This window comes from Rhizobium sp. 18065 (assembly GCF_902706095.1).
In the GTDB taxonomy this organism is placed as follows: Bacteria; Pseudomonadota; Alphaproteobacteria; order Rhizobiales; family Rhizobiaceae; genus Allorhizobium.
In genome coordinates, this window is the sequence record NZ_CACSJP010000002.1 from 63,464 (window position 1) to 82,584 (window position 19,121).

The 19,121-nt window shown below is 59.2% G+C and carries 15 protein-coding genes; 4 read left to right on the top strand and 11 right to left on the bottom strand.

The window, feature by feature from the left end:
* Window positions 1-132 precede the first annotated feature (132 nt).
* The 4 genes from GVK95_RS06165 to GVK95_RS06180 all read right to left on the bottom strand — a co-directional run bounded on the left by GVK95_RS06165 (window position 133) and on the right by GVK95_RS06180 (window position 4,595).
* Window positions 133-1,464: an FAD-binding oxidoreductase gene (locus GVK95_RS06165; RefSeq protein WP_159947648.1), complete on the bottom strand. Its 1,332-nt coding sequence runs from the start codon at window positions 1,462-1,464 to the stop codon at window positions 133-135.
* A gap of 1 nt (window position 1,465) precedes the next feature.
* On the bottom strand, window positions 1,466-2,176 hold the full coding sequence (locus GVK95_RS06170; protein ID WP_200844241.1) for an SDR family NAD(P)-dependent oxidoreductase: 711 nt from the start codon (window positions 2,174-2,176) through the stop codon (window positions 1,466-1,468).
* Entirely contained in the window at window positions 2,176-2,661 is a 486-nt protein-coding gene (locus tag GVK95_RS06175) for a MarR family winged helix-turn-helix transcriptional regulator (protein ID WP_159947652.1), read from the bottom strand. Before GVK95_RS06175 ends, GVK95_RS06170 begins: the two co-directional genes overlap by 1 nt.
* A 293-nt stretch (window positions 2,662-2,954) precedes the next feature.
* Complete coding sequence (locus GVK95_RS06180; protein WP_159947654.1) at window positions 2,955-4,595, bottom strand: ABC transporter ATP-binding protein; 1,641 nt, start codon at window positions 4,593-4,595, stop codon at window positions 2,955-2,957.
* A 615-nt stretch (window positions 4,596-5,210) separates the two neighbouring features.
* Here GVK95_RS06180 and GVK95_RS06185 point away from each other — a divergent pair.
* The 3 genes from GVK95_RS06185 (at window position 5,211) to GVK95_RS06195 (ending at window position 8,766) form a co-directional block, all read left to right on the top strand.
* A complete protein-coding gene (locus GVK95_RS06185) occupies window positions 5,211-5,942 on the top strand; it encodes an ABC transporter ATP-binding protein (protein ID WP_244618669.1) in 732 nt (243 codons plus the stop codon).
* Between the two features lie 41 nt (window positions 5,943-5,983).
* Window positions 5,984-6,982 (top strand): acetamidase/formamidase family protein, encoded by a 999-nt coding sequence (locus GVK95_RS06190; protein ID WP_159947658.1) that lies wholly within the window; start codon window positions 5,984-5,986, stop codon window positions 6,980-6,982.
* 62 nt (window positions 6,983-7,044) lie between these two features.
* The gene (locus GVK95_RS06195) at window positions 7,045-8,766 is read left to right on the top strand and encodes a nitrilase-related carbon-nitrogen hydrolase (protein ID WP_159947660.1); all 1,722 of its coding nucleotides are present in this window, start codon (window positions 7,045-7,047) and stop codon (window positions 8,764-8,766) included.
* A 6-nt stretch (window positions 8,767-8,772) separates the two neighbouring features.
* Here GVK95_RS06195 and GVK95_RS06200 read toward each other — a convergent pair whose 3' ends face one another.
* The 5 genes from GVK95_RS06200 to GVK95_RS06220 all read right to left on the bottom strand — a co-directional run bounded on the left by GVK95_RS06200 (window position 8,773) and on the right by GVK95_RS06220 (window position 15,435).
* On the bottom strand, window positions 8,773-9,159 hold the full coding sequence (locus GVK95_RS06200) for a RidA family protein (protein ID WP_159947662.1): 387 nt from the start codon (window positions 9,157-9,159) through the stop codon (window positions 8,773-8,775).
* A gap of 4 nt (window positions 9,160-9,163) precedes the next feature.
* The gene (locus GVK95_RS06205; RefSeq protein WP_244618670.1) at window positions 9,164-11,518 is read right to left on the bottom strand and encodes an acetamidase/formamidase family protein; all 2,355 of its coding nucleotides are present in this window, start codon (window positions 11,516-11,518) and stop codon (window positions 9,164-9,166) included.
* Between the two features lie 44 nt (window positions 11,519-11,562).
* Entirely contained in the window at window positions 11,563-12,804 is a 1,242-nt protein-coding gene (locus GVK95_RS06210; RefSeq protein ID WP_159947664.1) for an acetamidase/formamidase family protein, read from the bottom strand.
* A gap of 43 nt (window positions 12,805-12,847) precedes the next feature.
* The gene (locus GVK95_RS06215) at window positions 12,848-14,446 is read right to left on the bottom strand and encodes an amino acid ABC transporter permease/ATP-binding protein (protein ID WP_159947666.1); all 1,599 of its coding nucleotides are present in this window, start codon (window positions 14,444-14,446) and stop codon (window positions 12,848-12,850) included.
* 68 nt (window positions 14,447-14,514) lie between these two features.
* On the bottom strand, window positions 14,515-15,435 hold the full coding sequence (locus GVK95_RS06220; protein ID WP_159947668.1) for an ABC transporter substrate-binding protein: 921 nt from the start codon (window positions 15,433-15,435) through the stop codon (window positions 14,515-14,517).
* Between the two features lie 1,417 nt (window positions 15,436-16,852).
* Between GVK95_RS06220 and GVK95_RS06225 the strand changes: the two genes are divergently transcribed.
* Complete coding sequence (locus tag GVK95_RS06225; RefSeq protein ID WP_200844229.1) at window positions 16,853-17,416, top strand: hypothetical protein; 564 nt, start codon at window positions 16,853-16,855, stop codon at window positions 17,414-17,416.
* A gap of 133 nt (window positions 17,417-17,549) precedes the next feature.
* On the opposite strand, the gene GVK95_RS06230 is transcribed toward GVK95_RS06225, so the two are convergent.
* Together GVK95_RS06230 and GVK95_RS06235 are read right to left on the bottom strand one after the other, a co-directional pair.
* Complete coding sequence (locus GVK95_RS06230; protein ID WP_159947670.1) at window positions 17,550-18,620, bottom strand: adenylate/guanylate cyclase domain-containing protein; 1,071 nt, start codon at window positions 18,618-18,620, stop codon at window positions 17,550-17,552.
* 3 nt (window positions 18,621-18,623) lie between these two features.
* The gene (locus GVK95_RS06235; RefSeq protein ID WP_159947672.1) at window positions 18,624-19,118 is read right to left on the bottom strand and encodes a Rab family GTPase; all 495 of its coding nucleotides are present in this window, start codon (window positions 19,116-19,118) and stop codon (window positions 18,624-18,626) included.
* Window positions 19,119-19,121 lie beyond the last annotated feature (3 nt).

A 19,121-nucleotide genomic window follows, 5' to 3' on the forward strand; every position in this document is an offset into this window, starting at 1 on the left:
TCCCCTTTATCCGATGGATTGGCATTGATCTCTCGTCGTTCAATCCGCCTCTGCGGGCGGTAAAGCCTCCCGACGGCAGTTACCTGCCGGCACGCATCGGAAACGGGCGGTCAGGCCGCCTGCCTCCTCTCTTCAGAAGCCGCTGATCAGCTCAATCTTCGAGCCATCGGAAAATCGGCTGAAACGGAAATCGTGGCGATCAACGATTGGATTACGACCCGTGACAATATCGGCCATCAGGCGACCGGCGGCCGGGCCAATGCCGAAGCCATGGCCGGAAAAACCGGTCGCGACATGAAAACCTGGTATCGAATTGATGGCATCGATAACCGGAATGGCATCCGGCGTCACATCGATCATGCCTCCCCAGCGTTGCGTGATCTCGGCCTTGCCGAACACCGGGAACGCTTCCGACAGGCGCTTGAGGGCCTCGTCGGCCATGGCTTTAGAAGGAACGGGATCGAGCACGCGGTTGTATTCGAAGGGCGAGGCCTCATCGAGTGCCCAGTGACGCGGGATGCGGGCCTCGTCGAAAAAGCGCCCACCGACCCGGAAGTGCAGTGAACGCCATTCGTGCGAGAAGGCCGGCATGAAATTCATGGCGTAGCGGAACGAGGCCGGGACGATATCGACGACGTTCTGGGTGCCGTCGGCGATCGTATAGCCGCCGTCATGGCGTTTCCGCAGCGCAAAGCCGCTGGCCCAGATTGCCTCTTCCGGCCCGCCTTCGAGCGGCTTGGTCCGCAGCACGGAGTTCAGGACCTTCAGTTGCGGCAGATCGAGGCCGTTATTGCCCATGAACAGGCTCGACCACGCGCCGCCCGCCAACACGACGGAGGAGCAGGCGATTTCGCCACGTTCGGTGACCACACCGGACACCCGGCCGCCGGTCATTTGCAGACCACGCACAGCGCATTCAGTAATGATGTGGGCGCCGCGGTCGCGAGCGGCTTCTGCAATTGCTGGTGCCGCCTTCTGCGGCTCTGCGCGACAATCGCCGGCGGTATAGAGCGCGCCGGCAATCTTCATTCGGTTGCCGGGGTACTTCGCGTTGAATTCGGCCGCGCTCAGCATGCGGCTCTCGATCTGGTAGCCTTCGAGGTTGCGGTTCCAGCGCTCGTGCTCATCGAACTGTTTGTCGTCGGCACAAGTGAAGACGATGCCGGAGCGCTTGAAACCCGTCTCGCGGCCGGTGCGGCCGTTGAGATCGGCCCAAATGCGCAGCGCCTCCGCCATCAGCGGCACTTCGCGCGGGTCGCGACGGGATATGCGGACCCAGCCCCAGTTGCGGCTGGACTGTTCGTGGCCGATGCCACCCTTCTCACACAACGCAACCCGTAAGCCGCTCTCGGCAAGTTCCAGAGCCGTCGAGGTGCCGATGATCCCGCCGCCGATGACAACGACATCCACCTCTTTCGGCAATTCGGCATCGCCGTGGACGGGAACGACAAAAGGACCGGGCATTTCAGAAGAACTCCTCAAGTTGGCAATTCACGGCGAATTCGGCGACGGAGGCCTCGTTCGGCAAAGAAAGCAGCATGGCGATGATGCGGGCGAGATCGTCCGGCTGTGTGAGCAGATCGGCGGGGCGTTCCGTGAGCACGGCGGCCATGTCGGTTGCCACAAATCCCGGGCAGACGGCAGTCGCCCGCACGCCCATGTCGAAGCCGGCCTGGCGGATGCCGTGGGCGAGTGCGACGGCCGCAAATTTCGACAGCGAATAGCTGCCGGCTCCGGCAGATTTCACTCGCTTGCCGGACAGCGAGGCGAGGATTACGACACGACCGCGGCCCGTTGCGCACAGCGCCTGCCACGCGGACTTTGCCAGACGGCGCGGCGCCTTGACGTTGACCGACATCATCGCGTCGATATCGTCGTCGTCGGCCTCGATCACCGTCTTCGGGATCATGATGCCGGCATTGGCGACGAGGGCATCGATGCGGCCGAAGCGCGCCAGAGCTGCGTCGACCCATCGCTGTTCCGCGCCGACATCGCCGGCGTCATAGGCCATGACATGCACGCGGTCCTCGTGGTCTTCCGCCCAGGCGGGCAGCATCGGCTGACGCATGCCGAGCGACACGGACCATCCTTGCCGCAGCAGTTCGGCCGCCACATGGTCGCCGATCCCGCGGCTTGCACCGGAAATGAGCGCCACAGCGCCTTCTGGACAAGTCATCATGGCAGCCCCACAATCCGCCGATAAGCGCGTCTCAGGATATCCATCACCAGCTTCTGCTCGTCTTCGGGGATGAAGGAAAAGAAATCGCGCGACTGCTTCGGCACAATCTCGCGCACCTTGACTGCAAGGGCGGCGCCAGCCTCTGTGATGTAGAGCTCCTGTGCGCGGCTGTCTTCTGGCGATACGTCGCGGCGGATCAGATCGTGCAGTTCCATCTGGTCGATCAGCCGTCCCATGGCCGAACGATCCTTCAGGATCAGATGGGCGATGACGGAAGGCCGTATGCCCGGATAGTCGTCCACAAGAAGCAAGGTCGTGATTTTTCCTGTCCCCTTCGCCACATCCAGCCCCTCAAGTCGCACATCGAGATCGCGCGAAACGGCAAGATTGACGGTGCGGATGTAGAAGCTCAGCGTGTCTTCCAGCACATCGATATTGATGTCCTCTGGAATTGTCGGCGGTTTGGCAGGCGGTTTGATCATCAGGGATTCCGTTCGAATGGACAAAGGGGCTCCAGCACGGCGCAGCCATCATCTGGCACTGCCGTCGGGTTCTCGACCATCTCGTATTGCAGTTCGGTGACGATATGAAAGGGCAATTAGTGGACAAGATCAACTAAATTGTTTGACCTGATCTAAATATTTTTATTTAATTTCAATGCCTTGCTGGAACAAAGAGGTTCGTCGCAGGCTTCGCAAGGAGCCGGCGGAAAAAGGTGCCCTAGAAGGCGGCAGAGCGGCCGGCCGGGGGGACTTCGCCGCCGCTCCTCTCTTGGTCAGGCGGTCGCGGCCACCGGTTCCCAGTCCGCGCCGGGGATCGCGGCAACGAGCTTGCGGGTATAGTCGTGCTGCGGATCGCGGAAAATCCTGGTCGGTGGCCCCTGCTCCACCACGATGCCCTTGTGCATGACAATCACCTCATCGCAGATCTGGCTCGCCACCCGCAGATCATGAGTGATGAAGATCATGGCGACCTTCATTTCCATCTGCACACGGGCCAACAATTCGAGGATCTGCGCCTGGATCGACACATCCAGCGCCGAGACCGCCTCGTCGGCCACCAGCACCACGGGATCGAACATCAGCGCCCGGGCAATCCCGATACGCTGGCGCTGGCCGCCGGAAAACTCGTGCGGGAAACGGTCATAGGCCTGCTCGTCGAGACCGACGAGCTTCAGGAGCCTCAGCGCCTTCGACCGGGCTTCCGTCACAGAGGTGCCGTGCGCAACCGGCCCGACCGTGAGAATTCTGCCGATCGTATGGCGCGGGTTAAGCGAGGCAAAGGGATCCTGGAATATCATCTGAATATAGGGGCGAAGCGCCCGGAAGCTCTCTTCCGGCATGGCGGCAATGTCGCGCCCGTCGAAATGAATCGATCCACCATCCGGCTCCAGAAGCTTCAGAAGCATCCGGCCCAGAGAAGACTTGCCCGACCCGCTTTCGCCGACGACACCCAGCGTCTGGCCCTTGCGCAGCCGGAAGCTGATGCCGTCCACCGCCTTGACGACGCGCGCCTTGTGAAAAAGTGTGCCGCCGCTGCGATATTCCTTTTGCAGATTTTTCACTTCCAACACTACCTGCGGAGCATCGCTGACCGCGCCGGCGCTTGCCCGCATGCGCGGCACGGCCGCAACGAGCCGCTTCGTATAGGCATGGGCAGGATGGACCAGTACCTGATCGGCCCGCCCCTGCTCCACTACATAGCCCTTTTCCATCACCACGACGCGATCAGCAATCTCGGCCACAACACCAAAGTCATGCGTAATAAACATCACGCTCATGCCCTTGCGCTTCTGGATACTGCGGATGAGATCGAGGATCTGTGCCTGAGTTGTCACATCGAGCGCCGTCGTCGGCTCGTCTGCAATCAGCACCTCCGGATCAAGCGCCAGCGCCATGGCGATCATCACCCGTTGTCGTTGGCCACCGGAAAGACGGAATGGATATTGCAGTCGCATCAGTGGCGGATCGGGCAGCCCCACTTCCTCCAGCAAGGCAAGAACCTTGGCCTTCCGGGTTTCTGCCGTGCCGTACCCATGTGCTGCCAACACCTCGCCGATCTGGTCGCCCACGGTCATCAGCGGATTGAGCGCGGACAGCGGGTCCTGGAAGATGATGGAGACGGCCCGGCCCCGCAGGGGACGGATAGCCTCCTCGCGAGCGGATAGGATATCCATTCCACGGAAATGGATCTCGCCCGCACTGACTTTTATCGCGGGTGACAGCAGGCCCATAATGGTGTTGGCAGTGACGGACTTGCCCGATCCGGACTCTCCGATGATGCAGAGGATTTCCCCCGCATAAAGATCGAAGGAAATTTCCTTGACTGCGTGGGTACGCTCCATTCCCGGCGGCAGATCCACCGTGAGATTACGAACGGAGAGCACCACGTCGGCCGACGTGGTGGTTTGCGACATAAGTTCCCCTTGCTTTTCTGTAACTTTGTCCGCGCTCGACTGCACATAATGTGCTGGACAAGATAGTGGATTATATCCACTATCTTGTCCAGCGGTTGATGTTGGTGGGCTGCAAATCCTTCGGCAGTGTGTTCTGGATCGCGATCGCGAACGGTCGCGTGAGCGAGGTCTCGGCTCTAAACCGCCATTCCGTTTTGCTATCGTCTTCGTTGCGACGAACCGACTATCAAGAGCCAGCGCTGATCGAGATGCCGAAGCGGTTCAGTTCACAAAGATGATGCGCAAAGGGCTTGTGATACTGTGGTGGCCGAATACCCATAAGGCTATTGACCAAATTGCGCAGACGTCACGCGTATATGGCGCGAGCGCCAGCTGAAAGGTGAGCTGACGGAGTTAGCGCCTAACAAAAGACACTTCTTTATCTCCGTCTTTTAATACTTTGCACATGCAGAACCGCGCAGCCCATTGTTTCTATTGAGAAATTCGTGCAGATCCGTCCAGCCGATCTTCGGCGCAACGCAAAAATAGCCTTGAAATATCTTGCTTTTTTAAGGCTCTGTCGATCCTCGACTCTCCATTTGGTTTGTGCCTGTCTTGGGGCCGATGAGGCAATCTGTGAACGCCGCTATCACCGCGCCCAAGCAAAAAGATGGCAGCGTCGGCCTGTGGTCGGGCTATGGCGGAAAGCCGGTTCTCCAAGGCATCGACATAGATGTCCGCGAGGGCGAGATCGTCGCAGTCATCGGCCGCAACGGCGTTGGAAAATCGACGCTCATTAAAAGCCTGATCGGCCTTCTTCCCCGCGACAAGGGCTCGGTGGTCTTCCGCGGTTCAGCGATCGACACGATACCGGCCTACAAACGCGCGCGTCTCGGCATCGGCTATGTGCCGCAGGGACGCGATGTCTTCCCCAGGCTGAGCGTCATCGAAAACCTGATGGTCGGCGAACAGATCAGCGGCAGACGTGCCACAGCAGACGAAATCGAGAAAATCTTCACCTATTTCCCGATCCTCAAGGAGCGCAGAAACCAGCAAGCCGGCACGATGTCCGGCGGCCAGCAGCAGCAGCTTGCGATCGGACGCGTGCTGATTGGCAAGCCGTCGTTGATCCTGCTCGACGAGGCCTCCGAAGGCATCCAACCCAGTATCGTCCAGGACATCGCCCGCATAATGGTCGAGCTCAACAGAACGACAGGCGTGACCGTCGTCTTCGTCGAGCAGAATATCGAGATGATCCCCGCGATGGCACAGCGCTGCTACGTCATCGACAAGGGGCGCATCACACACGAGATCATGCCGGAAACGTTGGAGGACCGCGATGCCGTTCGCCGCTATCTGGCCGTCTGATACCTGAAAACAGCAAAATGAGCGAATAAAGGAGCGCACCCATGAGCTGGTTCGACGAAACGATCATGGCCCGCAAGGGCGTTGCCAAGGGCAAGGTCGGGGAGACCTACAGCATTACCGAGGAAAGCCAGGGCAAATACCACTATGTCTACGGTGCCTATGTCGATCCGGTGCTAACGGTCGATCCGGGTTCTGTGGTCTCGGCAGAAACCCACGATGCCTTCGAAGGGGCGATCCAAAACGAGACTGATATCCCGTCCCAGATCCTCAATTTCCCCTTCCTCAACCCGCAGAACGGTCCGATCTATGTGAACGGCGCCGAAAAGGGCGATTGCCTCGCTGTCTATATCAAGAGCGTCGTGCCGCGCGGACCGCAGCCACGAGGAACGACCGTCATCATGCCGGAATTCGGCGGTCTGGTTCCAACGGCAGATACCGCAATGCTGACCGCACCCCTGCCCGAGCGGGTCCGCAAGCTGCATGTCGATGCGCAGACGGGTGTGAAGTGGAGCGACCGGATCACCCTTCCCTATGAGCCGTTCATCGGCACTATCGGGACCGCACCGGAAATCGAAGCGATTTCCTCGCTGGTCCCGGACTATTACGGCGGCAACATGGACCTTCCAGACATCTGCCCCGATACTGTGATCTACCTGCCGGTCAACACCAAGGGTGCCTATCTCTACCTCGGCGATTGCCATGCCGCGCAGGGCGACGGCGAACTTTGCGGCGTGGCTGTCGAGCACCCGACCGTGACCACCGTTCAGATCGACCTGATCAAGGGCTGGACCATCAAGACGCCACGCCTTGAGAACGACCGCTTCTACATGACGATCGGCTCGGCACGGCCGATGGAGGATGCGACCCGCAGCGCATACCGCGAGCTCATCCGCTGGATGGCTGCCGACTTCGGCTTCGACGAGATCGACGCCTACATGCTGCTGACCCAATGCGGTCGCGTGCGCCTCGGCAACATGGTCGACCCGAAATACACGGTCGGCGCCTCGGTACTGAAATCGATCGTCGGCATTGCTGCCTGATCGACCCGTGTTGCGGACCGCCCGATATCCGGGCGGTCCATTCCGTCCCGATGGAGATTTTGATGACAGCCCCGTTCAAGGCAGCAGCCGTACAGCTCGAACCCCATTTCGGTGAGAAGACACGAAATCTGGACGCGCTTCTGGCACTCGTTGAGGAGGCCGCCACGAGCGGCGCGAAACTGATCACCACGCCGGAAATGGGGACCACGGGCTACTGCTGGTATGACCGAGCAGAAGTCGCCCCTTTCGTCGAGACCATTCCGGGTCCGAGCACCGACCTATTTGTGGAACTGGCCCGCAGACACGACTGCTACATCGTCATCGGCCTTCCCGAAGTCGATCAGGAGACGAACCTCTACTACAATTCGGCAGCGCTGATCGGGCCGGACGGCGTCGTCGGCGTGCATCGCAAGACCCATCCCTACATTTCGGAGCCAAAATGGGCCGCATCCGGCGATCTCGGCCACACGGTCTTCGAGACGAAGATCGGCCGCATCGCCATGCTCATCTGCATGGACATCCACTTCATCGAGACGGCGCGGCTGGCGGGTCTCGGCGGAGCCGACGTAATCTGCCACATATCCAACTGGCTGGCCGAGCGGACCCCGGCTCCCTACTGGATCAGCCGGGCCTACGAGAACGGCTGCTATCTGATCGAGAGCAACCGCTGGGGCCTGGAGCGCGGCGTCCAGTTTTCCGGCGGCAGCTGCATCATCGCTCCGGATGCCGAAATCCTCGATGTCGTCGATGATGGCGACGGGATTGCATACGGGACCATAGATCCGGCCAGAGCGCGTCAAAGGCTTGCTTCCGGCGAACCGGTGATGGCCCAGCGTCGCCCTGAACTTTACCTGGAACTGATGACCAACACGTTCAGCTGGAATCCGAGAGACTTCTTCAGCCTTTATGGCCACCAGCCAATTCCCGAAGGCCGTCCGGCACGCATTGCGGTTGGCGAACTGGCACCATCGGCAGACATCGCGGAAAATTTGTTATCCCTTCTGGAATTGGCCGAAGGCGCCAAGACCCAGGGCGCGGAACTCGTCGTCTTTCCAGCGCTCGCCCTGACCGGTTCGACCGATCCCGCGGCCGCGGCAATCCCGGCAAACCATGACGCCCTGCAGTCCCTCAAAGCATTGTCCGACCGGCTGAACATCTCCATCGTCGCCGGCTTTGCCGAGAAACACGACGACGCGCTTTACAGCAGCGCCGTCATCACGACGCCGAACCGTCCGATCACCTTCTGTCGCCAGATTCACTTGACCGAAAGCGAGCAGACCTGGGCAAAGCCCGGCAACGAATTCTGCGTGCTTGATCTGTCCTTCGGGCGGATTGGCATCATGATCGGCCATGATGCAGCCTTTCCGGAAACCGCCCGCATCCTGGCCCTCAGGGGCTGCGATCTTATCTGCTGCCCATCCAGTATAGAAAACGGCTTCCATTTCGGACACGAGGGCAGCGCGGTCCGCCAGCCAGATCCGATCCCGTGCGGCAGCGACCCGGTGCACTGGCATCACTACCGGGTTCGCGCCGGCGAAAACAATTGCTATCTGGCCTTCGCGAACACGAGGAGCACGGCCAGCAATGCGCATGGCCTGAGCGGCATTTTCGGCCCGGATACTTTCGCTTTTCCGAGACGGGAAGCGATCGTCCGTGACGGCGCTCTCGCCGTGGCAAACATCGATCTCTCGAATGCCGGCCCCACCTATCCAACCAATGTAGCGCGTCGCAAGGATCTGGTCCTCATGCGACAGCCGCATCACTATACGGCGCTGATCAGATAACCTGCCCTAGCCCGGACGTCGGGCGACCAGATCGATCTCGATCAGGGCGTCATAGGCCAGACCGGTAACGCCGACGCATGTTCGGGCCGGCAGTCGATCGGCGGAAAAATAGCCGCGATAGGTTGCGTTCATCACCTCGTAGTCTTCCTTGAAACGCGTGAGATAGATCCTGGCCATCACGACATGCTCAAGCCCAAGGCCAAGGCCGGCGAGCACGGTCTTCAGATTTGCCATAACGTGATGCGTCTGGGCCTCGATCCCGTCCGGCAACACACCCGGTACCTCCGGTGTATCCGGCATCTGCCCGGTGACGAAGACGAATCCATCCGTCTCCACAGCATGGCTAAAAGGCGCGACCGGCTTCGGCCCGCCGGAAATCATGTGAAACTGCACCTGGTCATTCCTGTTCGGTCTCGAATATTGCTTTGCGGATGATGGCGTGGACGCCCCAGTTTCCGTCGACCACCTGGGTCACTCCGAAATCGACGGCGGCCGACATCACGGCGATCGCCTCGTCCTCGCCGAGGCCCTGAACGGACATCAGGAACCGCCGCGCCTTGCGGAAGGCGTCCTTCATCGCCAGATCGAGGGAGGACTTTGCATAGACCTCGCCCTGTCCCTTGGCGCCGAACTCGGCCAAATAGTCGGGATGACTGAACCCGGTCAGCACCCATTCGCCCGGCGTCTCGATCAGCGGATACGTCAGGTCGCTAAAGCGCGGGTCTTTCTTGTGCAAGGTGACCCGCACTCGCCCGGTCATCGAACACTCGATCGCAGTTCCCGAAAGCTCGCCATCGCCCTGCGCGGCATGGGGATCGCCGATCGACAGCAACCCGCCGTGAACCGAGACAGGAAGAAAGACGCTTGCGCCTTTTCCCAGCCGCCAGTTGTCGAGATTCCCGCCGAAATAGGCCGGCGGCACGGAATCGATGAAATCGACCTCCCGCGGCGCCAGCGCGATGACGCCGAAATGCGGCCGAAGCGGAATATGCACACGCCCGCTGGTTGATCGACGGATATCAAGACTGGCAGACTTCACCAGTACGCCCGGGTAATCATAGGTTCGATGGACGACCCCGAAAGGATCCGTCTGAGGCGCCCAGGGATAGGAATAGAGCGCCTGGGCATAGCCTTCCTCGGGAAAGACCTCGTAGATCGTTATATTCTCGCGCGGCTTCGGTTCGGTCAGCAGCTCACCGTAGTGATACCCCCACCAGGCGGCAACATTGCTACCGTAATAGCGCCCCTCGTGGCCCGGTCCGCGGCTCGGCCTGGGCAGCATGTCCTCGATATGAACCTCGATCACATCGCCGGGCTCGGCATCCTTTACATAGATCGGTCCGGTGCAGATATGCACGCCGAACCCCTCGCCGGCGCCACGCCCGAAAATCGATGCATCGACAGGGCCTGCGCCGCGGCGATCGACGGATTTGCGGTGTTCCGTCCAGTGAAACACATCTTCGGCGCCACCATCGCCCTCGATCATCAGTTCGGGTGCATCGGAGGCATGCTGGCTGAGCGTTTCGATCTCGACCGTATCACCCGAGCTGATCTCCAGCACCGGCTCGAGCGAACGGCTGAAATAGCCCCAATGAACATTTGAGGCATTGATGCTCAGCTTGTGATGCACTGTGGCGGGACGCGCAGTTATTTCCGGGGCACGTTCGTCACGCTTCATGGTGCCGTCCAGCCTGTTGCTCGACAGCGACTTCTTGGCGGTCAGCGCCTTGACCGGCCAACCACGCTGCTCGGCATTGCCGCCGTCGATCTGGCTTTCAAGGTGACGGTTCCTGAACGCGCCGGGCGGCAGGCCGAAGCGCTCTTTGAACACGCGGTTGAAATTCGCCGCATCGCCGAAACCGCAGCTATAGGCGACGTCGGCCACCGGCAGCCTGACTTCGGCCGACGTGACCAGTGCCGCACGAGCGCGCTGAAGGCGACGTTCGCGCAGATAGTGGGTGAAGCTCTCGCCGTTCTGTTCGAACAGTTTCTGCAGATAGCGTTCCGAGATTCCCTCGACCCTGGCCACCCTGGCGGACGATAGATCTGGATCGTGCAGACGCTTCTCGATCGCGACCGTCATCCGGTTGAACAGTGCTGCCAGACTGGGCGTCGAACGCATGTCCGCCGATTCGGTTTCGACAATCATGGTCACGAACAGATCGGCCATGAACTGCTCGAACGATTGCCACTCGGCAGCTGAGAAAGCGTTGATTTCCGCCGCTGCACTTTCCACCGCACGGATGAAGACCGATGCCAGCCCTTTCGGCAGGTAGCAACGCGGATCGGCAAACGGCGTCCAGCCGGCGCCTCGCCGCTGCAGCGCAGCATCGGAAAGGCCAAGGGCCAGGATACGGTTGTTGCCCGGGAGCTTCATCTCCCATGGCCGGTCCATCTGCAGGACCACCAGCGCTCCACTGTCGACCCGTAGGCGGAAATTTCCGCCGGTCACCTCGACATCGGCGTCGAGCGGGATCATGCCCATCAGCATCCGGGATCGCTGCGGGATCGACGACAGGGCCTGCGAACTGGCGACCAGCCTCGCCAAAATGACGCTCTCCCGGTCACCGCGCAGGATCGCACTCGAATACCGGCCGGTCTCTCCTTCAAGGGCGAGCGAACGGAGGTGAAGCTCCGCCAGGACCTCGCGCCACATGTCGTCGCGCGTGTCGCCGGGATAGGATTCGGCTATGAACTGCCTGACATTCATCCCTTCATCCAAGGTGCCGATCGGCGCTGTCGGCGCCTTCATCGGTTTATCTTGCACCTGCGAAGAAGGAAATGCCAGACCCGGTCTCAATAGCATCGGAACACGTTCTTGCGGATCGATCCGTGAACGCCCCAGTTTGCATCCACTACCTGCGTCACGCCGAAATCCGCGGCCACCGACATTAATGCGATCGCCTCGTCTTCGCTGAGCTTGTGCGCCGTCATCAAGAAACGGCGGAGCTTGCGGAAAGCGTCCCGCATGGCACTGTCGACGCTGGAGTGCCGGGCGATCTCCGTCTGCGCATTGGCGCCGAGACTTTCCAGATAATTGGCATAGGTGAAACCATAGACCGACCATTGATCGTCGGTTTCGAGCATCGGATGAGACAGCCCTTCGAGGATCGTTCCCGCGAGATCCGCCTTCTTGTGAAGGACGAATTCGAAATCACCGGTTAGCGACGTCTCGATCGCCGTACCCCCGAGTTCGCTGTCGCCCTGCGCCGCATGCGGATCGCCAACGGAGAAATAAGCCCCGTGGACAGCGACCGGATAATACATCCGCGCACCTCTTCCGATCCGCCAGTCATCGATATTGCCGCCGGTATAGGACGGCGGGATGGAGCTGACGAAATCGGCTTCCGCTGGCGCAAGGCCCATCGTGCCGAAATGCAGCCGCGCCGGTACGCGCACGTTCTGCAGAATGTTCTCGCGACGCTTCACCAGTCGGTGGTCAACGCGTACGCCAGGATAGTCGATTGTCGGATGAACGATGCCGTCCGGGTCAGTCTGTGGCGTCCAGACATAGTTATAGACCGCCTTGGCATAGGGTTCACCGGCCGTGTCGAGTTCGAAGATGGTTACCACCTCGCGCGGCTTCGGATCCTCGATCAGGTCGTGATAGTGAAAACCCCAGTTCGCTGCCACGTTGGAGCCGAAACAGCGCCCGGCGTAACATGCGCTGCAGCTGGGGCGTGGCCGGACATCCAGAACGCGCACTTCCAGGATGTCGCCGGGTTCGGCGCCGTCGATGGCGACGGGACCGGTCAGCAGATGGACCCCCACCCCCTCGCCCGCGCCGACCTTGAACGGTCCCTCCGTCGGGCCGGAACCGCGCCGCGCGATCGTCTTCTTTTCCTTGGTCCAGTGAAAAATGGCTTCCGCTGCCGGATCGCCTTCGACCATTCGCTCGTAGTCGTCATTGGCGTGATGTGTCAGCGTTTCGATCGTGGCGCGATCGCCCGACTTCAGCACAAGCGCAGGCTCGACCGCCTTGCTGAAATAGCCCCAATGCACCGTGGTAGGCGAAACTGGCAATGTGTAGTGTTTCATCTGCGTCTCCGATTGCGAAGCTTTCCACAGACCGTCACGCGGTCTAGCCGGCCTCATTTTCCATGATCTGAAGGAATTGCGCTGTGCGCGCGTTCTTGGGCCTCACAAGCATCTCCTCGGCGGCGCCCTGTTCGACGATCGCGCCGTCGGCTAGAAAAACCGCCCGGTCGGCAACATCGCGTGCGAAGCCGATCTGGTGGGTCGAAATCACCATCGTCAGCCCGTCTTCCACCGCAAGGCGCCGGATCACTTCAAGCACTTCGCTGACGAGTTCCGGATCGAGCGCCGAAGTTGGCTCATCGAGAAGCAAGATTGCCGGATTGGGCGCCAGCGCCCGGGCAATGGCAACACGCTGCTGCTGTCCACCAGACATATGGCGCGGCAATGCCTCTGCCCGGTGGGAAAGGCCGACACGGGCGAGAAGCTCGCTGGCCCGGCGATCCGCCTCGCGGACGGACAGGCCCTGGACCCAACGCATCGGACCGGCAATATTTTCCTTGGCCGTCAGGTGCCCAAACAGGTTGAAGTTCTGGAATACCAGGCCAACGCCGATGCTTGCCCTTTCGTTCGCAATCGCCCGTGGCGAAAGGGTTCGGCCATTGGGGCTGGTACCGATCCGGCGCCCCAAAACTTCAATCTCGCCGCTGTCCCAGGTCTCAAGATGATTGATGCAACGCAGCAACGTGCTCTTACCCGAGCCGCTTGGTCCCAGAAGGGCCACGACCTCGCCGATGCGCATGTCAAGCGTAAGCCCGTCGAGCACGACTCGCCCCGAATAGCTCTTGCGAAGCTCTCGGATTTCCACAGCGGGTCGGCTGGAGGCGAGCGCCGCCCAGCGTTTTTCCTTGTCCACCGGACGCGAAGCCTTCGCCGTGGCCGGTGGCAAGGGTGCCTCGGCTGCGGCAACCGGCGACACGGGATCGGCTGTAACGCCATCGGCCCTCCCGGAGCGGTGCCACGGCAAAAGCCGCGCGAAGTAGTTGCCTGTCTTCTGCCTCTCAAGATCCAGCGCCGACTCGACGACAAGCTGGATGACCGCGATTGCCCCGGTGAGCAAAAGATACATCAGACCGGAGGCGAAGAATATCGAGAAGAAGTCGAAGGTCGCCGATGCAAGCTGGGTACTGCGCAGGGTCAGTTCCTGAACCGAAACGACCGATGCAAGAGAGGAATTCTTCAAGGCGCTGACGGCCTCGTTTCCAAGCCCGGGCACCATCGTGCGGATGGCCTGGGGAACGACGATACGCAGCATGATCGAAAGCGGTCGCATGCCAAGCGCCTGGCCTGCCAAAATCTGCCCGCGATCGACGGCGATCACGTTGGCACGGATGATCTCGGCGATGAACGGCGCCTCATTCAGCGCCAGCGCCAGGCTCGCCGCCTCGATAGCGCTGAGCCGGATGCCGATCATCGGCAACGCATTGTAGCAGAAGATCATCTGCAGGATCAGCGGCGTGCCGCGAAAGATTATCGCATAGCCACGAGCGAAACTCGCCAGCACGCGAAACCGGCTGAGCTGCATGACGGCAAGCACGATACCCATGACAACACCGCCGACAAGGCCATAGCAGGTGATCAGCACCGTGTAGACAATGCCGGTAATCAGATAGGGCTGGCTCAGATAATGAAAGAAAAGATCCATCTTGGCCTACTGGCGTTTGAGGAGCATTGACCGGGCCTCGGAGCGCCCGGTCAGTTCATCGATCGGGCTCAATCGGCGAGAACGAGCTTGGGCTCTTCGATCTGGCCTTCCGGAAGGTTCCATTTCTTCATCATCTCGACCTGCTGGCCGGACGTCTGGATTTCGGTGAGCGCAGCCATGACGGCGGCACGGAAATCATGATTGTCGCGCGGCACCGCAATGCCGACGGAGTACGGAAGGGTGACCGCCGTCGCCTTTTCGAGCTTGTCAGGATAGGCCTTGACGGCGCCATCGACGGTATTCACATCGTTGATGTACGTATCCGCACGGCCGGCCAGGATGGCCTGGATGCAATTGGCATTGTTGTCGTAGAGCTGAATTTCCGGTGCCGGCAATCCGGCCGCCTTGCAGTCCGCTTCCAGCGCCTGGATTAGCGGCACTTCGACATAACCCGTGTTTTCTGCGGCAACCGTGCCGCAAAGGGATTTGTTGATGCCGTTGATCTTTTTCGGATTGCCCTTGGCGACAAGAACGCCATCGGAAACCTTGAGATAGGTGATGAAGTCGGCAGCCTTGGCGCGATCCTTGGTGGCGTAGATATCCGAAATGACGATATCGGCCTGGCCGGCCTGGAGCGTCGTTAAGAGCGCTGCGAACGTCACCGCCTTGTATTCCAGTTTGAAGCCGAGGCATTCGCCTATCGCCTCTGCGAGATCGATGTCGAAACCGATATATTTCATCGGGTCGTTGGGATCGATCGTCTCATATCCCGGCGTGTGCGGGTTGATGGCGTTGACGAGCGTCTTGCCCTTCAGCGAAGGATATTTCGCCTGCAGGTCGGCGCAGGCTGCAGGCGCTGCGGCATAGGCTTCCGACGAGGGTGTGAAGGTTGCGGCACCAACGGCGACTGCGAAGAGATGAGCCGTCAGACCGAGGCCAAGCCACGTCCGGCGAAGTGCCGGAATACTCCCAGTTCCAAATTTTTCCATTTCCCGCTCCATTGGTTAGACGCTGCTTTCTTCACGCAGCAGACAACCGGAGCTTAAGTGGAAATCCGCCCTAGGTTATTGTCGGCGGGCGCACATATTATTGTCATACTGGGGCATGAAATTCACTCGTTAATTCATATGCTTAAGTATTGTGCGGCAGGCGGGTAAAAAACAAGCAGACTGGCCACGAAAGCAGCATCGGCTTTCGCGAAATGCTGATAACCCCGGTTGGGGTTCGAGCAGATGGACGTTGCAGATATTGAGCTCTGCATAGGCCGCGGACCAGCAGCTCGACACGTCAGCCCGCCATGCCCATGCTGACGGACGCTCGACTGATCGCCAGATCGATCCTCCTGTCGATACCCCCAAGACCGCCTGAACTCAAAGCAGTGGAAACCCTCTGGCCGTTGATGCGACAAAACTGCCTATAAAAGCATCCTGAAATCCCACGATGATATCTCGCCCGCTACAAAGGCGCGTGGCGCAAGCCCGAAAGCCAACCTTGGCGCCTCAAATCCATCAAACCCAGAGGATGGGCTAATAGGTTCTTTTAAATATGAGGGCGTATAGCATGTGAGGAGAGGTGACGAGCAACTTCGGCGTACTGCGTGTTGGCCTGCTACGTATCGGGAACTCATCATCCAGATAAAGTTGGCAGCTTGAAGTCGGCGTCAGGATCGGCCAAAGGACCGAGTTCGACCTAAAATCGCGCCACAGGGCTCCGGTCCTCATTTTGACGGTCCGAGGATATCAATCGGCCATGCGCTCACATCATGGGACGCTATCGAGCGTTTTGCTCCAAGATGTGAACCCGTGCAGTATCCTGGGAAGGCTCCGGTCAGGTTATGTTGAAAAACGATGTCGTCGCAGCCCTTGCTGTAATCACACTTGTTGGAAGCGGTTTGCTCCATTCAAAATGCAACGCGCTATACTGAAATATGCCAACTCAAGCTGTCGGCCTTTGGGTCAAAGCGGGTCTTTATCGACCGAAACCGCCCGGTATCGTCCTTAACGTGGCTGCGCCGCAAGCTGCCATTCTGCCCCGCCCCAAAGCGATAATCGCCTTTCCATAATACGCGTTCATTCAGAATGATTTGGTACTTGGTACATGCAATTTCACATATTATATTGTTATATATAAAGAAACTGGCGCTGATCCGTCCAGTCGATCATCGGCGCAACGGCAAAAACGGGAGCCTTGAATTATCTAATATTTTGTTCTTTTACAGGCTCTTGCAGCACTTTTTTCTCCGTCTTGTTTATGCTCATCCTGGACCAAATCCACCGATTTTAACACTGGATTTGGTCCAATGGACCACCTGCAATACCCTTGGACCAAATTAGGAACCAGTCATGGGCACGATCAGCGCGCAAGCGCAAGGATGGCAGCGTCGCCTACCGGGCGCGAGTGAGGGTCATGCAGGATGGCGTGACTTATCACGAGACCGAGACCTTTGACAGACGTCCTGCGGCTGCAGCCTGGATTTCAAAACGCGAACGGGAACTCTCCAAACCAGGGGCAGTCGCCAATGTTGCCGCTGCTGATCCTAGCCTCGCAAAGACCATCGACGGATACACGGAGGAATCCTTCAGAGCGATCGGTCGCACAAAAGCGCAAATCCTGAAGGCAATAGAGAACGACGACATCGCCATCATGCCCTGCTCTTCGAGCAAATCGAGAGACATCATTGAACTTCTGCCGTCGCTAACGGCCAAGCCGCAAACCGTGGGAAACTCCGCCAGTCATCTCGCGGCGATCTTCGCCATTGCGCGGCCGATGTGGGACTACCGGCTCGAAGAACAGGAGATGACGGACGCAATCAGGGTCGCTCGACGCATGGGAATTATCTCCCGTTCCGCGCAACGCGATCGAAGACCTCACCATATCTGGTGTGGCGCAATGGGGGCGAGAGCAGGAGGTCCGCTTTTGGCGCAGGGAAGAACGACAGCGGACCTAAATCTCCAGGATCCGATGTTCTGAATTGACCCAGGACAAACCATTGGCGGTCTCTCGGTGGTCGACTGCTTCGCGCGCCTCTGCGGACATTCAAAACCATGATGTTTGATTGGCTTGAGATGCAATGCGTTCCAGGGTCGGCACTGCAAGTGACAAATCAGGCCGAGAGCCTCCACATCCGCACACGACCTGTGCCGCGCAATTCCGTTTCCTCGAGAGGGTCGCAAACAAATTTTGGTCCAAGCAGTTGGTGAGTTGCATCCGAAATACGGATCTCATCCGGCTCCGCGGACGTTTGAATGCGTGAGGCGAGATTGACTGTCTCGCCCCACAGGTCGTAGGCGAACCGCCTTTTGCCTATGACGCCAGCGACGATTGGTCCGGAGTGAATTCCAATTCTGAGTCTTAACGGTTCTCCTGCGAAACGTTCGCGCTTAACCGCCTTGCGCAGTTCAAGTGCATAGCGCGCGAGGGCATTTGCGTGATCGGATCGTGCGACGGGCAGCCCAGCGACCACCATCACACAGTCGCCGATTGTCTTGATCTTTTCGCAGCCGTATCGTTCCGAGAGCCGATCCGCCGTCTTGAAGAAGTAATTCAACATGGCGAGTGTTGTCACGGCTCCGACGCTCCGCGTTCTTTCCGTAAAGCCGACGATGTCGGCAAAAAGAACACTCACCTCTGCGTGATTGTCGGCAATTTTTTTGTGAGCCTTCAACCGCTCCGCGATCGACGCCGGAAGGATGTTGAGGAGTAGAGATTCGGCGCGCTGGTATTCACGCGACAGTCCTTCCTGGCTCTTCCTCAACGCCTCGTTCGTCGATTGCAGTTTCTCGTTGAGTTGACGCTCCCTCTCCTCCAGGAGTGTCATTTCATAGGCTTTCTGTTGAAGCCGCTGCTTAATGTCGCGTTCAACAGTGGTGTCAAGAAAAAGCAGCCACACGCAGGCATTGCCGGCAAAAAGATGAAGGTCCGCGACACGCCCGTTGGGCAGTTCTACCATGGCCATATGATATGGGAGCTCTGGGCAAGGTAACAAACCTTCCATGAATTCAAGTTGATCGACAACAGGCTTGCCAATGCTAAGCGACGAAAGCCCGTAATGTTCAACGCTTCCGCCCTTGGCAGCTATGCAAAGCCGGGCGTCAATTTTCAGATATGCGACAGAGTGCTCATTGTAGAAGAAATCATAAATCCAGCTTCCGATTTCTCTTGGCAATCTACGCATGGTCTATGCGGTGACCATCGAGGCAAGCTGATGAAACGCATCATCAACATGCTCACCCGAAAGCGCACTTGTCAGATGGATTTGCCATCCAAGTTGCCTGAATTCGTCAATCTCACGATCCGATATTTCCCACCGATCTCTCAGGTCGGATTTGTTGAGCAGCAGCAGGAACGGCATGGCGCCGAATTCGGCCTCGGCCCGCTCGCGCAGAGTGAGCGCCACGGCAAGGGTTGCGGCGCGGGTCCCATCGGCGACAAGCACGAGCCCGGTCGCACCCCTCACATTGCTGACGCGGAATGAACCGATGTCGTCTTCGCCGGCCAGATCCCACAAAATCAGATCCACGGTTCTGTTCGGGAGTGCGACACTCTTCTTGTCGATTTTCACTCCCACCGTGGTCAGGTAGGTATCTGAAAAGATGCTTTGCACAAACCTGCGCACCAGACTCGTCTTTCCGACAGAGAAGCCACCCAACATGCAGATCTTCTTTTGCAACATCCC

What these genes read in the sequence shown, in the direction of transcription:
- GVK95_RS06165 (WP_159947648.1), bottom strand. Translation starts at nt 1,464, where the DNA reads ATGCCCGGTCCTTTTGTCGTTCCCGTCCACGGCGATGCCGAATTGCCG.
- GVK95_RS06210 (WP_159947664.1), bottom strand. Translation starts at nt 12,804, where the DNA reads ATGAAACACTACACATTGCCAGTTTCGCCTACCACGGTGCATTGGGGC.
- GVK95_RS06205 (WP_244618670.1), bottom strand. Translation starts at nt 11,518, where the DNA reads ATGAAGGCGCCGACAGCGCCGATCGGCACCTTGGATGAAGGGATGAAT.
- GVK95_RS06225 (WP_200844229.1), top strand. Translation starts at nt 16,853, where the DNA reads ATGCAGGATGGCGTGACTTATCACGAGACCGAGACCTTTGACAGACGT.
- GVK95_RS06220 (WP_159947668.1), bottom strand. Translation starts at nt 15,435, where the DNA reads ATGGAAAAATTTGGAACTGGGAGTATTCCGGCACTTCGCCGGACGTGG.
- GVK95_RS06230 (WP_159947670.1), bottom strand. Translation starts at nt 18,620, where the DNA reads ATGCGTAGATTGCCAAGAGAAATCGGAAGCTGGATTTATGATTTCTTC.
- GVK95_RS06190 (WP_159947658.1), top strand. Translation starts at nt 5,984, where the DNA reads ATGAGCTGGTTCGACGAAACGATCATGGCCCGCAAGGGCGTTGCCAAG.
- GVK95_RS06180 (WP_159947654.1), bottom strand. Translation starts at nt 4,595, where the DNA reads ATGTCGCAAACCACCACGTCGGCCGACGTGGTGCTCTCCGTTCGTAAT.
- GVK95_RS06215 (WP_159947666.1), bottom strand. Translation starts at nt 14,446, where the DNA reads ATGGATCTTTTCTTTCATTATCTGAGCCAGCCCTATCTGATTACCGGC.
- GVK95_RS06170 (WP_200844241.1), bottom strand. Translation starts at nt 2,176, where the DNA reads ATGACTTGTCCAGAAGGCGCTGTGGCGCTCATTTCCGGTGCAAGCCGC.
- GVK95_RS06195 (WP_159947660.1), top strand. Translation starts at nt 7,045, where the DNA reads ATGACAGCCCCGTTCAAGGCAGCAGCCGTACAGCTCGAACCCCATTTC.
- GVK95_RS06235 (WP_159947672.1), bottom strand. Translation starts at nt 19,118, where the DNA reads ATGTTGCAAAAGAAGATCTGCATGTTGGGTGGCTTCTCTGTCGGAAAG.
- GVK95_RS06175 (WP_159947652.1), bottom strand. Translation starts at nt 2,661, where the DNA reads ATGATCAAACCGCCTGCCAAACCGCCGACAATTCCAGAGGACATCAAT.